A 13751-nucleotide genomic window follows, 5' to 3' on the forward strand; every position below is an offset into this window, starting at 1 on the left:
ACAAACCCCTACTTTATCATGTTATGCCGGAAACGCCGAGTTTCCGCAGGTGTGCTATAGGTGTGTTATAGCAGGCGTACTTCACACTCAGGATGAAAAATGATGAAAAGACCCGATTGCATTCGCCATTGGCATGATGTTGAAGGACCCGATGACTCCACTTACCCCGACAGCAATGAGCTTTTTGCCATCGGTGCGCCGCTGGCCCGCGCGCTGGGGCTACGTCATCTCGGTATACACCACGAGCGCCTCCCGCCAGGTCGCCGCACCTCATACCCACATGCGGAGAGCGACGAAGAGGAGTTTATCTACGTGCTGGAGGGCTACCCGCAGGCGTGGATCAACGGCTATCTGTGGAAGCTGCAGCCGGGAGATAGCGTCGGCTTTCCTGCCGGAACCGGCGTTTGCCATACCTTTATCAACAACACCTCCGAAGAGGTTCGGCTACTGGTGGTGGGTGAGGCGAACAAAAAACACAACCGCATCTATTACCCGCTGAACGCCTCGTACGCCGTGACGCGCGAGGATCGCTGGGTCGATCACCCGCCGCAGTTTTTCGGCCCTCACGATGGAAAACCTGGGCGAAATTAGCATCTTCTTCTATAAAGATTAGGGTGCTTATTAAAAATAACGATAACCGAAAAAATTTCAGTTAGGGGAACACACCGCTTTTTTTCCCGCTATTCACAGCAACAGTTCGTCTCCATCCAGGTGATAACGGATGGAGGGTTGTTTCATTACCGACAATAAGACGAGCAAACTGTGAATAAAAAAGACAAATTTTCGCTAATGGGAGTCGCTGTCTCCTTTTTCGTGGCGGGACAGGCAGGGGCGGCAAATGGCTGGACGGAGGCGCGTAACGACGCGATGGGCGGTACGGGGGTAGCCTCTGCGAATTATGGCAGCGGCGTACTCATCAACCCGGCGCTGCTGGCGAAGGCGAAGCCGGACGATGGTATCACGCTGATTGCGCCGACCATTGGTGCGCAGATTTCCGATAAGGACGATCTGCGCAGCAAAATTGACGACATCAGCGATGAGGTGAACAACTACCGACGGGTGTTAAGTACGCTTAATCTTAGCCAGATTTCAGCGGCGGCAGGCGATCTGGCAAATCAACTCTCCTCGCTGAAAGGAAAAACCGCCAGCGGCAAAGCCGGTGCCGGACTGGCAGTCAGTATTCCTAACGATACGCTGAATGTGGCTTTCGTGGCGAAAGCGAATGCAAGGGCGAGGGTCAGTTCGTATATCGATCAAGGGGATATCGAGCTTCTGCGCCGCATTCAGTCGAATCCTCTTAATGCGGCCGGTGCGAGTGCTCAGGATCTCAAGTCGAAAGGCTACGGCCGCGCAGCGATCGTCAGCGACTACGGCGTGGCTATCGCGCGCCAGTTTGACGTCGGCGGCGTGCCGGTGTCGCTGGGTATTACACCAAAGCTGCAGCAAACCTGGCTCTATAACTACACTACCTCCATCTACAATTTCAGCAGCGACGATATCAATAGCAGCCGCTATCGCAATGACGATACCGGCTTCAACGTTGACGCCGGTCTGGCCGCTGATGTTGGCGATAACTGGACGGTAGGCCTAAGCGGGCAAAACCTGTTCTCCCGTGACATCGACACCAAAGAGGTCGATGGCGTGCACGATACCTACCAGATTCGCCCGCTGGTGACCGCCGGGGTGGCCTGGCACACCGATATGCTGACCCTCAGCGCCGATGGCGATCTCACCGAAACCAAAGGCTTTAAAAGCGAAGACACCTCGCAGTACGTTGGCGTGGGCGCGGAAGTGCGGCCACTCGACTGGCTGGCGGTGCGCGCAGGTTATCGTGCCGATGTAAAGCACAACGACAGCAACGTCTTTACCGGCGGCGTTGGCTTTGCGCCGTTTAACCGGGTACACGTTGACCTGATGGGGCTGTATGGCGAAAACCAAACCTGGGGCGCGGGGGCGCAGTTGAGCGTCGCGTTCTGACTGAGCTCCCTTACCGGCGTCGGTGCTGCGCACCTCGTCCGGGCTACAGGGCCACACAAACCTGTAGCCCGGTCAGGCGAAGCGCCGCCGGGATCTCTCAATACTTGCTAGCCGTGCGCGGCCCTGGAAAGCGTATCGTTAATCCACTGATTAACGCTTTTCCCCGAAACCTCTGCCGCAACGTTGATGGCGGAGTGAACCTCAGGAGAAATGCGCAGGCTGATTTTGCCACTTGCTGGCCGCAGTGGTTCCCGTCCTTGCTCAGCGCAATAGGCAATGTAATCGTCAACGGCTTCTTCGAAGGCCGTACGAAGATCAGCAACGTTATCGGCGTGAAAGCCAATCACGTCCCTGATGCCTGCCACTCGCCCGATAAAGCATAAATCTTCGTCGCTGTAATCAATCTTTGCGGCATAGCCTTTGTACGTCATGGTATTCATCATGGAGTTACTCCTACTGCGATAAGAAATGCCATTGCATCACGAACCTGGTAAACCTTTGCCTCTTTATCGGGGTGGGGACGGTGGAAAGAAGCCACAATCTGATTGATTTCGAACCGTACCCGGGAGCCGTTTCCTTCCGATACTTTTGCACCTAACGCGACAAGCAGAGACTCAATTTTTCGCCATTCCAGAGTGGCAGGAGTGGGTAACGAAAATATCAGCCGCAGTGTTTTCTGGTGCCTGGCGTTTAATGACTTCATTTATGCTTCCATTGCGTTGTGTATTGCATCCGCCAAAGTCCAATTTATGATATCACTTTGTGATATCACATCAAGGCGAATCGTATCCGATTGCGGCCTGTGCTATAGTAGCGCCCCCAATTCACCAGATGCTCAAAACTTCGCCATGTCTTCAGAATCACAACGCCATTTCCCCGCTCACCGTTTCTCCATCGCGCCCATGCTCGACTGGACCGACAGACACTGCCGCTACTTCCTGCGCCTGCTGTCGCAGCACACGCTGCTGTATACCGAAATGGTGACCACCGGGGCGATTATTCATGGCAAGGGCGACTATCTGGCCTATAGCGAAGAAGAGCATCCGATTGCGCTGCAGCTTGGTGGCAGCGACCCGGCGGCACTGGCGCACTGCGCCGCGCTTGCCCAGGAGCGCGGCTACGATGAAATTAACCTCAACGTTGGCTGCCCGTCCGACCGCGTGCAGAACGGCATGTTTGGCGCCTGCCTGATGGGCAATGCGCAGCTGGTGGCGGATTGCGTCAAGGCGATGCGCGATGTGGTCTCCATTCCGGTGACGGTGAAAACCCGCATCGGCATCGACGACCAGGACAGCTACGAATTCCTCTGCGATTTTATCGACACGGTCTCCGGCCGCGGCGAGTGCGAGATGTTTATTATTCACGCCCGTAAAGCCTGGCTCTCCGGTTTAAGCCCGAAAGAGAACCGCGAAATTCCGCCGCTGGACTACCCGCGCGTCTACCAGCTCAAGCGTGATTTCCCACACCTGACCATGTCCATCAACGGCGGCATTAAGTCGCTGGAAGAAGCCAAAGCGCATCTGGAATATATGGACGGCGTGATGGTGGGCCGCGAAGCCTATCAGAACCCTGGCATTCTGGCTTCGGTTGACCGCGAAATCTTTGGCGCTACCGACGTTGACGCTGACCCTATCGCGGTGGTGCGCGCCATGTATCCGTACATCGAGCGTGAGCTGAGTAACGGCACCTATCTGGGCCATATCACCCGTCATATGCTGGGCCTGTTCCAGGGGATTCCGGGCGCGCGCCAGTGGCGTCGCTATCTGAGTGAGAACGCCCATAAAGCCGGTGCCGATATCAACGTGCTGGAACACGCGTTACAGCTGGTGGCCAATAAGCGTTAATTTTTTCGCTAATTTCTGGTCAAATTCACCACGCCCTGCACAACGTTGCGGGGCGTTTTTATTGATAATCAATAAGTTAGTTTTGGCACGGTTTTTGTAATAGTTCAGACAGTGATGTTTGAATTCTGGGAGAACCACCATGCTGGAACTGTTATTTGTAATTGGATTTTTTGTGATGCTGCTGGTCACCGGGATTTCACTGCTCGGCATTATTGCCGCGTTGGTGGTGGCCACCGTATTAATGTTCGTCGGCGGGTTGTTTGCGATTATGATTAAGTTACTGCCGTGGCTAATCCTTGCCGTCGCGGTGGTGTGGATTATCCGGGCGATTAATTCACCGAAAGAACGGCCGTATCGCGGCAATTATCGGAGGTATTGAGGTACTCGTCACAACCTCAATAATTTTGCATAAAACCCCATAGGATTTGCGTAATAAATCTGTCACTATTGCCGTCGTTAACGAATTCATCGAGCTGTACCCTACATACAGCCGAACTAAAAAAAGAAAGGGCTTCCTACGGGAAGCCCTAGTCTTTTGTGCGATACAACCGTTATGGAATCAGCAGGCTTGAACCCTGCGTTGCCCGGCTCTCCAGAATCTCATGCGCGCGTCGTGCATCCTTCAGCGGGTACTTCTGACTCTCCGCCACGTCCACTTTGATAATGCCGCTCGCAATCAGCGAGAACAGCTCGTGGCTGGCCTCTTTCAGCTCGTCATAGTTGGTGATGTAGCCGTTCAGGGAAGGGCGGGTGGCGAACAGTGAGCCTTTTTGATTAAGAATGCCGAGGTTAACCCCGGTGACCGGGCCGGAAGAGTTCCCGAAGCTGACCATCAGCCCGCGGCGCTTCAGGCAGTCAAGCGACGCTTCCCAGGTGTCTTTCCCCACCGAGTCGTACACCACCGACAGCTTTTTCCCACCGGTTAGCTCTTTGACGCGCTCGGCAATATTCTCATCGCGATAGTTAATCACCTGCCAGGCACCGGCCGCGAGCGCACGCTGTGCTTTCTCCGCGCTGCCGACGGTACCGATAAGCTTCGCCCCTAATGCTTTCGCCCACTGGCAGGCAATCAGCCCCACGCCACCTGCGGCGGCATGGAACAGGAACGCTTCACCGGGTTTGATTTCGTAGGTTTTGCGCAGCAGATAGAAGACGGTTAAGCCCTTGAGGAACGAGGCGGCGGCCTGCTCATAGGAGATAGCCGCTGGAAGCAGGGCGACCTTATCCGCCGGGACGTTATGCACCGAACTGTAAGCACCAAGCCCGGACTGCGCATAGACCACGCGATCGCCCGCCTTGATGTGCTTCACGTTGCTGCCGACCTGGCTGACCACGCCCGCCGCTTCGGTGCCTAAACCGCTCGGCATTGACGGCGGTGGGTACAGCCCGCTGCGAATGTAGGTGTCGATATAGTTGATACCGATGGCTTTGTTTTCCACCTGCACTTCGTTTTCGCCAGGGGCGGATGGGGTGAATTCAACGGCGTTCAGCACTTCCGGGCCGCCATGTTTGCTAAATTCAATACGGGTTGCCATGCTTCCTCCAGAACGATTATGTGGTAATCTTTCGACCCACTCTTTATCTCGGTAATACCATTCACTATGGCAGCAAATAAACCCTTCAACAAACCGCAAACCGAACCTCGCGTCCGCGATTTTCAGGTAGACGGGCTGAAAGTACCGCCGCACTCGATTGAAGCGGAACAATCGGTGTTGGGCGGTCTAATGCTGGACAACGAGCGCTGGGACGACGTTGCCGAGCGCGTGGTGGCGGAAGATTTTTATACCCGTCCGCACCGTCACATCTTTACGGAGATGGGGCGTTTGCAGGAAGGCGGTAGCCCGATTGACCTGATTACGCTCGCGGAATCGCTGGAGCGCCAGGGGCAACTGGATAGCGTCGGCGGGTTTGCCTATCTGGCAGAACTCTCCAAAAATACGCCAAGTGCGGCAAACATTAGCGCTTACGCTGACATCGTCCGCGAACGTGCCGTTGTCCGTGAAATGATTGCGGTGGCCAACGAGATTGCCGAAGCCGGCTTTGACCCGCAGGGGCGCACCAGTGAAGATTTGCTGGATCTCGCCGAGTCCCGCGTCTTTAAAATCGCCGAAAGCCGCGCCAACAAAGACGAAGGCCCAAAAAATATTACCGAAGTGCTCGACGCTACCGTCGCGCGCATCGAACAGCTTTTCCAGCAACCGCATGACGGCGTCACCGGGGTGAACACCGGCTATGACGACCTCAACAAGAAAACAGCGGGCCTGCAGCCGTCGGATCTGATCATCGTGGCAGCGCGTCCGTCGATGGGTAAAACCACCTTTGCGATGAACCTCGTCGAAAACGCGGCGATGTTGCAGGATAAACCGGTACTGATCTTCAGTCTCGAGATGCCCTCCGAACAGATTATGATGCGTTCTCTGGCATCGCTATCGCGCGTTGACCAGACCCGTATTCGTACCGGCCAGCTCGATGACGAGGACTGGGCACGTATCTCCGGCACTATGGGCATTCTGCTGGAAAAACGAAACATCTATATCGATGACTCCTCCGGCCTGACGCCGACGGAAGTGCGCTCTCGTGCGCGCCGTATCGCCCGCGAACACGGCGGCATCGGCCTTATCATGATCGACTACCTTCAGCTGATGCGCGTGCCGTCGCTTTCCGACAACCGTACGCTGGAGATCGCCGAAATTTCCCGCTCGCTCAAAGCGTTAGCCAAAGAGCTGCACGTGCCGGTGGTGGCGCTGTCGCAGCTTAACCGCTCTCTGGAACAGCGTGCGGATAAACGCCCGGTCAACTCCGACCTGCGTGAATCCGGCTCCATCGAGCAGGATGCCGACTTAATCATGTTTATCTACCGTGATGAGGTTTATCACGAAAACAGTGACTTAAAAGGCATCGCCGAGATTATTATCGGTAAACAGCGTAACGGCCCCATCGGCACGGTACGCCTGACGTTTAACGGTCAATGGTCGCGCTTCGATAACTACGCTGGCCCGCAATACGACGACGAATAACAACGCTGAATCAGCAAACACATACCAAGGAACACAAATGCAAGCGGCAACTGTAGTCATTAACCGCCGCGCTCTGCGACACAACCTGCAACGTCTGCGTGAACTGGCACCTGCCAGCAAGCTGGTTGCGGTGGTGAAAGCGAACGCTTACGGACACGGCCTCCTCGAGACCGCGCGAACGCTCCCCGACGCCGATGCTTTTGGCGTTGCCCGTCTTGAAGAAGCGCTGCGCCTGCGCGAGGGCGGCATTACCCAGCCGATCCTGCTGTTGGAAGGCTTCTTCAATGCGACCGACCTGCCGACGATTGCCGCGCAGCATCTGCATACCGCCGTACATAACATCGAACAGCTTGAAGCGCTGGAAACTGCCGACATCAGCGAACCGGTCACCGTGTGGATGAAGCTCGACACTGGCATGCACCGTCTGGGCGTACTCCCGGAAGATGCCGATGCGTTCTATCAGCGTCTGAGCCAGTGCAAAAACGTGCGCCAGCCGGTTAACGTGGTCAGCCACTTTGCCCGCGCCGATGAACCGGAATGCGGCGCAACGGAAAAACAGCTCGCCATTTTCACCGCCTTTACCGACGGCAAGCCGGGCCTGCGTTCTATCGCGGCATCCGGCGGCATTCTGCTGTGGCCGCAGTCGCACTTCGACTGGGCGCGCCCTGGCATCATTCTCTACGGCGTCTCTCCGCTGGAGCAGAAACCGTGGGGCCCGGACTTCGGCATGCAGCCGGTGATGTCGCTGACCTCTAGCCTGATTGCCGTGCGCGAGCATAAAGCCGGTGAACCGGTTGGCTATGGCGGCACCTGGGTTAGTGAACGCGATACCCGCCTCGGTGTGGTGGCAATGGGCTACGGCGATGGTTACCCGCGCGCGGCACCGTCCGGCACGCCTGTGTTGGTCAACGGCCGTGAAGTGCCGATTGTCGGCCGCGTGGCGATGGATATGGTCTGCGTCGATCTGGGCCCGAACGCCGAGGATAAAACCGGTGATGAAGTGATTATGTGGGGCGATGGCCTGCCGGTTGAACGCATTGCTGAAATCACAAAAGTGAGTGCTTACGAACTTATTACGCGCCTGACGTCGCGGGTGGCGATGAAGTATATCGATTAGTTTTACGCCGCTATTCCCCGGCGTCGCGTTGCTCGGCCGGGCTACAATGCTAACGTAGCCCGGCCGAACGCAGTGACGCCGGGAAAAACCCACCAACTACCGCTCGACCTTCCTCCCCATCCGGTTTATTGTGTTATTTCCTGCCTTCTGTAAACCTGGAGAACCATCGCGTGTTTCAAAAAGTTGACGCCTATGCGGGCGACCCTATCCTTTCTTTAATGGAACGCTTTAAAGAAGATCCGCGCAGCGACAAAGTTAACCTCAGCATCGGCCTGTACTACAACGAAGATGGCATTATTCCGCAGCTTCAGGCGGTGGCAGAGGCCGAAGCGCGCCTTAACGCGCAGCCGCACGGCGCGTCGCTGTATCTGCCGATGGAAGGGCTGAACAGCTATCGCCATACCGTGGCTCCGCTGCTGTTTGGCGCCGATCACCCGGTTCTCCAGCAGCAGCGTGTAGCAACCATCCAGACGCTGGGCGGCTCCGGCGCGCTGAAAGTGGGGGCAGATTTCCTCAAGCGCTATTTCCCTGATTCCGGCGTCTGGGTCAGCGACCCAACCTGGGAAAACCATATCGCGATTTTTGAAGGCGCAGGCTTCAAGGTCGGCACTTATCCGTGGTTCGACAACGACACCAACGGCGTGCGCTACGACGCGCTGCTCGAAACGCTGAACACGCTGCCAGCGCGCAGCATCGTGCTGCTGCATCCATGCTGCCACAACCCAACCGGCGCAGATCTGACGCATGATCAGTGGGACGGCGTGGTGGAAGTGCTGAAAGCCCGCGATCTGATTCCGTTCCTCGACATCGCCTACCAGGGCTTTGGCGCGGGCATGGACGACGACGCCTACGCGATCCGCGCGATTGCCGACGCAGGCCTGCCGGCGCTGGTCAGCAACTCGTTCTCCAAAATTTTCTCCCTGTACGGCGAACGCGTCGGCGGCCTGTCGATTATCTGCGAAGATAACGACACCGCGCTGCGCGTACTGGGCCAGTTGAAAGCGACCGTACGCCGCAACTACTCCAGTCCGCCGAACTTCGGCGCGCAGATTGTGGCCGCCGTGCTTGGTGATGCCGAGCTGAAAGCCAACTGGCTGGCGGAAGTGGAAGGGATGCGCACCCGCATTCTGGACATGCGTCAGGCGCTGGTGAATGTGCTGAAAGAAGAGATGCCGAACGGTAACTTCGACTATCTGCTCAAACAGCGCGGGATGTTCAGTTACACCGGCCTGAGCGCTGCACAGGTCGATCGCCTGCGCGATGAGTTTGGTGTCTACCTGATTGCCAGCGGTCGTATGTGCGTGGCGGGCCTCAATAGCCGTAACGTACAGCGCGTGGCAAAAGCATTTGCTGCAGTGATGTAAGTAAGTGCTTACGCTGGCTCGGAGGTATATTCTGAGCCAGCGTCCTTTCAAAGCACTAAACTGTGATCCCCTTACTTTTTTCAGGATTATTCTGAGATAAACCTTTCAATCGTATCCCTCAGACGGTAAGGTCGCAGTGCTTTTATTTGAAGCAACACTCACTTTATTACAATAACGACTCGACGAATTAAGGGAAAACATGCGCAAGATCACGCAAGCTCTCAGTGCCGTCTGCTTGTTATTTGCACTGAATGCTTCGGTGACGGCTCACGCCTCGTCACCTTCTCCAATCTATCCAGGCACCGACGTTGCGAAGCTGGCCGAACAGGCTCCTATCCACTGGGTTTCCGTGGCGCAAATTGAAAACAGCCTGATGGGCCATCCGCCAATGGCGGTCGGTTTTGATATCGACGACACCGTCCTGTTCTCAAGCCCAGGCTTCTGGCGCGGGCAAAGAACCTACTCCCCGGACAGCCAGGATTACCTGAAGAACCCGGAGTTCTGGGAAAAAATGAATAACGGCTGGGACGCGTTCAGCATCCCGAAAGAAGTAGCGCGTTCGCTGATTGCGATGCACGTGAAGCGCGGCGACAGCATTTACTTCGTCACCGGTCGTAGCCAGACCAAAACCGAAACCGTCTCCAAAACGCTGCAGGATGATTTCCTGATCCCTGGCGCGAACATGAACCCGGTGATTTTTGCCGGTGATGAACCGGGCCAGAACACCAAGACCCAGTGGCTGAAAGAGAAGAACATCAGGGTGTTCTACGGTGATTCCGATAACGACATCACCGCCGCGCGTGAAGTGGGAGCCCGCGGTATCCGCGTCCTGCGCGCCTCTAACTCGACCTACCGCCCGCTGCCGCAGGCCGGTGCGTTTAACGAAGAAGTGATCGTTAACTCCGAGTACTAACGCCCTACCAATAAATGATGCTTTTTTAGTCAAAATCAGGCGCTGAAAGGTTTATCCTTTCGGCGTCTTGTTGCACACTGAGGTGATGCTTTTTTGCACAACGTGGTTTGCGAGACTGAGGAGTATAAAATGATGACCAGTTCGGATCTTCTGCAGTACTGCATGGCAAAGCGTGGCGCGGAACAGAGCGTACACAGCGACTGGAAAGCAACACAAATTAAAGTGGCCGACGTGCTGTTTGCGATGGTGAAGGATGTGGAAGACCGCCCGGCGGTGTCGCTGAAAACCAGCCCCGAACTGGCAGAACTGCTGCGCCAGCAGCATAAAGACGTTCGCCCAAGTCGCCATCTCAACAAAGCGCACTGGAGCACCATCTACCTGGACGGTTCGCTGCCAAGCTCACAAATTTACTATCTGGTAGATGCGTCGTATCAGCTGGCGGTGGATCTGCTGCCGGAAACGCTCCGACAGCAGATGTACTCGTGATTAACCCAGCAGAGGCTTCAGGAAACGTGCCGTATGCGAGGCTTCGCAGTTAGCTACCGTTTCTGGCGTACCGGAAACGAGGATTTCACCGCCGCCGCTACCGCCTTCCGGACCGAGATCGACAATCCAGTCCGCGGTCTTAATCACGTCCAGGTTGTGCTCGATAACCACAATGGTGTTGCCCTGATCTCTGAGCTGATGCAGCACTTCCAGCAACTGCTGGATGTCGGCAAAGTGCAGGCCGGTGGTCGGTTCGTCCAGAATATAGAGCGTTTGACCGGTGCCGCGTTTTGACAGCTCGCGCGCCAGCTTCACGCGCTGTGCTTCACCGCCGGAGAGCGTGGTGGCCGACTGGCCGAGACGGATGTAGGTCAGGCCAACGTCCATCAGCGTTTGCAGCTTACGCGCCAGCGCCGGAACGGCATCGAAGAACTCACGTGCCTCTTCAATGGTCATATCCAGCACTTCGTGGATAGTCTTGCCCTTGTACTTAATCTCCAGCGTTTCGCGGTTATAGCGTTTGCCTTTGCACTGGTCGCACGGCACGTAGATATCCGGCAGGAAGTGCATTTCGACTTTGATGACGCCATCGCCCTGACAGGCTTCGCAGCGACCGCCGCGGACGTTAAAGCTGAAACGGCCTGGCGTATAGCCGCGTGAACGCGATTCCGGCACGCCTGCAAACAGCTCACGTACTGGCGTAAAGACGCCGGTGTAGGTAGCCGGGTTGGAACGCGGGGTACGGCCAATCGGGCTCTGGTCGATATCGATAACTTTATCGAAATGTTCCAGCCCCTGAACGTCGCGGTACGGTGCCGGTTCAGCGATGGTGGCGCCGTTTAACTGGGTCTGGGCAATCGGGAACAGCGTGTCGTTAATCAACGTCGATTTACCAGAACCGGAGACGCCGGTGATGCAGGTAAACAGGCCGACCGGCAGCGTCAGGGTGACGTCTTTCAGGTTGTTACCTGTGGCGCCCGTCAGCTTGAGGACTTTTTCCGGGTTCGCTGGCACGCGGTTTTTCGGCACTTCAATTTTGCGTTTTCCGCTCATGAACTGCCCGGTTAACGACTCTGGCACCGCCATAATGTCGTCCAGCGTCCCTTCAGCCACTACCTGACCGCCGTGCACACCGGCACCAGGGCCAATGTCGATAACGTGGTCGGCGGCGCGAATCGCGTCTTCGTCGTGCTCTACCACAATCACCGTATTGCCAAGGTTACGCAGGTGAATCAGCGTGCCGAGTAGACGTTCGTTGTCGCGCTGGTGCAGGCCGATGGACGGCTCATCCAGCACGTACATCACGCCAACCAGCCCCGCGCCAATCTGGCTTGCCAGACGGATACGCTGCGCCTCGCCGCCGGAGAGGGTCTCTGCGGAGCGGGAAAGCGTCAGGTAGTTCAGGCCGACGTTGACCAGGAACTTCAGGCGGTCACCGATCTCTTTCAGCACTTTTTCCGCAATTTGCGCACGCTGGCCGGAGAGCTTCAGGTTATTGAAGAAGTCCATCGCGTGACCGATGCTCATATCTGAGATCGTCGGCAGCGGTGTATTTTCAACGTAGACGTGGCGCGCTTCGCGACGCAGGCGGGTGCCGTCACAGCTGGCGCACGGACGGTTGCTGATGAACTTCGCCAGCTCCTCGCGCACCGCGCTGGATTCCGTCTCTTTATAGCGGCGCTCCATGTTGTGCAGCACGCCTTCGAACGGATGGCGACGCACGGACGTATCGCCACGGTCGTTGATGTATTTGAATTCAATCGACTCTTTGCCGGAGCCGTAGAGAATCGCTTTCTGCGCGGCGGCATCAAGGCTTTCCCACGGCGCTTCAACGTCGAATTCGTAGTGTTCTGCCAGCGATTTGAGCATCTGGAAGTAATAGAAGTTACGACGATCCCAGCCGCGAATCGCGCCGCCAGCCAGCGACAGCTCTGGATTCTGGATCACGCGGTCAGGGTCGAAATACTGCTGCACGCCCAGGCCATCGCAGGTTGGGCACGCGCCCGCCGGGTTGTTGAATGAGAACAGGCGTGGTTCAAGCTCGCGCATGCTGTAGCCGCAGATTGGGCAGGCGAAGTTGGCGGAGAACAGCAGCTCTTCCGCTTTCGGGTCGTCCATATCGGCGACCACCGCCGTGCCGCCGGAAAGCTCCAGCGCGGTTTCAAACGATTCCGCCAGACGCTGCGTCAGGTCATCGCGTACTTTAAAGCGGTCAATCACCACTTCGATGGTGTGTTTCTTCTGCAGCTCGAGCTTCGGCGGATCGGACAGATCGCAGACTTCACCGTCGATACGCGCGCGGATATAGCCCTGGCTTGCCAGGTTTTCCAGCGTTTTGGTGTGCTCGCCCTTACGTTCTTTAATAATTGGGGCCAGCAGCATCAGGCGTTTACCTTCCGGCTGCGACAGCACGTTATCGACCATCTGGCTGACGGTTTGCGCCGCCAGCGGCACATCGTGATCCGGGCAGCGTGGCTCGCCTACGCGAGCGTAAAGCAGACGCAGGTAGTCGTGAATTTCGGTAATGGTACCGACCGTCGAACGCGGGTTGTGTGACGTCGACTTCTGCTCGATAGAAATCGCAGGCGACAGCCCTTCAATATGATCGACATCCGGCTTTTCCATCAGCGACAGGAACTGGCGCGCATAGGCAGAAAGCGATTCTACATAGCGACGCTGCCCCTCGGCGTAGAGGGTGTCAAAAGCCAGTGAGGATTTGCCAGACCCGGACAGCCCGGTCACAACAATCAGTTTGTCGCGAGGGATGACGAGGTTGATATTTTTGAGATTATGGGTGCGGGCGCCCCGAACTTCGATCTTATCCATTCACCTTTCCCGGTAGAGGAGATACACGGATTGCCTGGTTTGTTAGAAGGACAAACGGCAGAAACGGCTAATTATGACACAACTTAACCTGAATGAATATACAGTATTGGAATGCCGATTCCGGATGCTGATGAAAATTGCAGCGGGATAAGATGTTTAGTGGAATCTGTCTCCCAGCTACCAAAATACCGTCTGGAAATGATACAC

The 13751-nt window shown here is 56.4% G+C and carries 13 protein-coding genes; 9 read left to right on the forward strand and 4 right to left on the reverse strand.

The genetic code is table 11. The features are described from left to right. Window positions 1-102: 102 nt before the first annotated feature. Both HII27_RS14030 and HII27_RS14035 read left to right on the forward strand, forming a co-directional pair. Window positions 103-591 carry a cupin domain-containing protein gene (locus HII27_RS14030; protein WP_035897345.1) on the forward strand — a complete coding sequence of 163 codons (489 nt, stop codon included), beginning with the start codon at window positions 103-105 and terminating at the stop codon, window positions 589-591. Window positions 592-762: 171 nt separating this feature from the next. Next, entirely contained in the window at window positions 763-1977 is a 1215-nt protein-coding gene (locus HII27_RS14035) for a conjugal transfer protein TraF (protein WP_185668451.1), read from the forward strand. A gap of 107 nt (window positions 1978-2084) precedes the next feature. On the opposite strand, the gene HII27_RS14040 is transcribed toward HII27_RS14035, so the two are convergent. Both HII27_RS14040 and HII27_RS14045 read right to left on the reverse strand, forming a co-directional pair. Continuing rightward, a complete protein-coding gene (locus HII27_RS14040; protein WP_220440478.1) occupies window positions 2085-2420 on the reverse strand; it encodes a type II toxin-antitoxin system HicB family antitoxin in 336 nt (111 codons plus the stop codon). After that, window positions 2417-2680: a type II toxin-antitoxin system HicA family toxin gene (locus HII27_RS14045; protein WP_185668452.1), complete on the reverse strand. Its 264-nt coding sequence runs from the start codon at window positions 2678-2680 to the stop codon at window positions 2417-2419. The genes HII27_RS14040 and HII27_RS14045 overlap by 4 nt, the downstream gene beginning before the upstream one ends. Before the next feature lie 145 nt (window positions 2681-2825). Here HII27_RS14045 and dusA point away from each other — a divergent pair, with 145 nt between their 5' ends. Then, window positions 2826-3821: a tRNA dihydrouridine(20/20a) synthase DusA gene (gene dusA, locus HII27_RS14050; protein WP_185668453.1), complete on the forward strand. Its 996-nt coding sequence runs from the start codon at window positions 2826-2828 to the stop codon at window positions 3819-3821. A 139-nt stretch (window positions 3822-3960) separates the two neighbouring features. Further along, a complete protein-coding gene (gene pspG, locus HII27_RS14055) occupies window positions 3961-4200 on the forward strand; it encodes an envelope stress response protein PspG (protein ID WP_185668454.1) in 240 nt (79 codons plus the stop codon). A 172-nt stretch (window positions 4201-4372) separates the two neighbouring features. Here the strand turns inward: pspG and HII27_RS14060 are convergent, their stop codons facing one another. Next, entirely contained in the window at window positions 4373-5356 is a 984-nt protein-coding gene (locus HII27_RS14060; protein ID WP_185668455.1) for a quinone oxidoreductase, read from the reverse strand. A 66-nt stretch (window positions 5357-5422) separates the two neighbouring features. On the opposite strand from HII27_RS14060, the gene dnaB reads away from it, so the two are divergent. From dnaB to HII27_RS14085, 5 genes are all read left to right on the forward strand, one after another. Beyond that, window positions 5423-6838 (forward strand): replicative DNA helicase, encoded by a 1416-nt coding sequence (gene dnaB / locus HII27_RS14065; RefSeq protein ID WP_035896759.1) that lies wholly within the window; start codon window positions 5423-5425, stop codon window positions 6836-6838. Between the two features lie 37 nt (window positions 6839-6875). Continuing rightward, window positions 6876-7955: an alanine racemase gene (alr, locus tag HII27_RS14070; protein WP_185668456.1), complete on the forward strand. Its 1080-nt coding sequence runs from the start codon at window positions 6876-6878 to the stop codon at window positions 7953-7955. A gap of 170 nt (window positions 7956-8125) precedes the next feature. Beyond that, window positions 8126-9319 carry an aromatic amino acid transaminase gene (gene tyrB / locus HII27_RS14075; RefSeq protein ID WP_185668457.1) on the forward strand — a complete coding sequence of 398 codons (1194 nt, stop codon included), beginning with the start codon at window positions 8126-8128 and terminating at the stop codon, window positions 9317-9319. Between the two features lie 199 nt (window positions 9320-9518). Beyond that, window positions 9519-10232, forward strand: coding sequence for an acid phosphatase AphA (aphA, locus tag HII27_RS14080; protein ID WP_185668458.1), 714 nt, complete (start codon window positions 9519-9521; stop codon window positions 10230-10232). Window positions 10233-10364: 132 nt separating this feature from the next. Further along, entirely contained in the window at window positions 10365-10718 is a 354-nt protein-coding gene (locus tag HII27_RS14085; RefSeq protein WP_185668508.1) for an MmcQ/YjbR family DNA-binding protein, read from the forward strand. Here HII27_RS14085 and uvrA read toward each other — a convergent pair whose 3' ends face one another. Next, window positions 10719-13544, reverse strand: coding sequence for an excinuclease ABC subunit UvrA (gene uvrA, locus HII27_RS14090; RefSeq protein ID WP_185668459.1), 2826 nt, complete (start codon window positions 13542-13544; stop codon window positions 10719-10721). Window positions 13545-13751: the final 207 nt, after the last annotated feature.

Origin of the sequence: Kluyvera sichuanensis (assembly GCF_014218705.1) — a bacterium.
GTDB classification, from domain to species: domain Bacteria; phylum Pseudomonadota; class Gammaproteobacteria; order Enterobacterales; family Enterobacteriaceae; genus Kluyvera; species Kluyvera sichuanensis.

Bases quoted from the DNA above. Each gene is read 5' to 3' on its own strand.
- HII27_RS14030 (WP_035897345.1), top strand. From the start codon at position 103: ATGAAAAGACCCGATTGCATTCGCCATTGGCATGATGTTGAAGGACCC.
- HII27_RS14040 (WP_220440478.1), bottom strand. From the start codon at position 2,420: ATGATGAATACCATGACGTACAAAGGCTATGCCGCAAAGATTGATTAC.
- HII27_RS14045 (WP_185668452.1), bottom strand. From the start codon at position 2,680: ATGAAGTCATTAAACGCCAGGCACCAGAAAACACTGCGGCTGATATTT.
- dusA (WP_185668453.1), top strand. From the start codon at position 2,826: ATGTCTTCAGAATCACAACGCCATTTCCCCGCTCACCGTTTCTCCATC.
- pspG (WP_185668454.1), top strand. From the start codon at position 3,961: ATGCTGGAACTGTTATTTGTAATTGGATTTTTTGTGATGCTGCTGGTC.
- HII27_RS14060 (WP_185668455.1), bottom strand. From the start codon at position 5,356: ATGGCAACCCGTATTGAATTTAGCAAACATGGCGGCCCGGAAGTGCTG.
- dnaB (WP_035896759.1), top strand. From the start codon at position 5,423: ATGGCAGCAAATAAACCCTTCAACAAACCGCAAACCGAACCTCGCGTC.
- alr (WP_185668456.1), top strand. From the start codon at position 6,876: ATGCAAGCGGCAACTGTAGTCATTAACCGCCGCGCTCTGCGACACAAC.
- aphA (WP_185668458.1), top strand. From the start codon at position 9,519: ATGCGCAAGATCACGCAAGCTCTCAGTGCCGTCTGCTTGTTATTTGCA.
- HII27_RS14085 (WP_185668508.1), top strand. From the start codon at position 10,365: ATGACCAGTTCGGATCTTCTGCAGTACTGCATGGCAAAGCGTGGCGCG.
- uvrA (WP_185668459.1), bottom strand. From the start codon at position 13,544: ATGGATAAGATCGAAGTTCGGGGCGCCCGCACCCATAATCTCAAAAAT.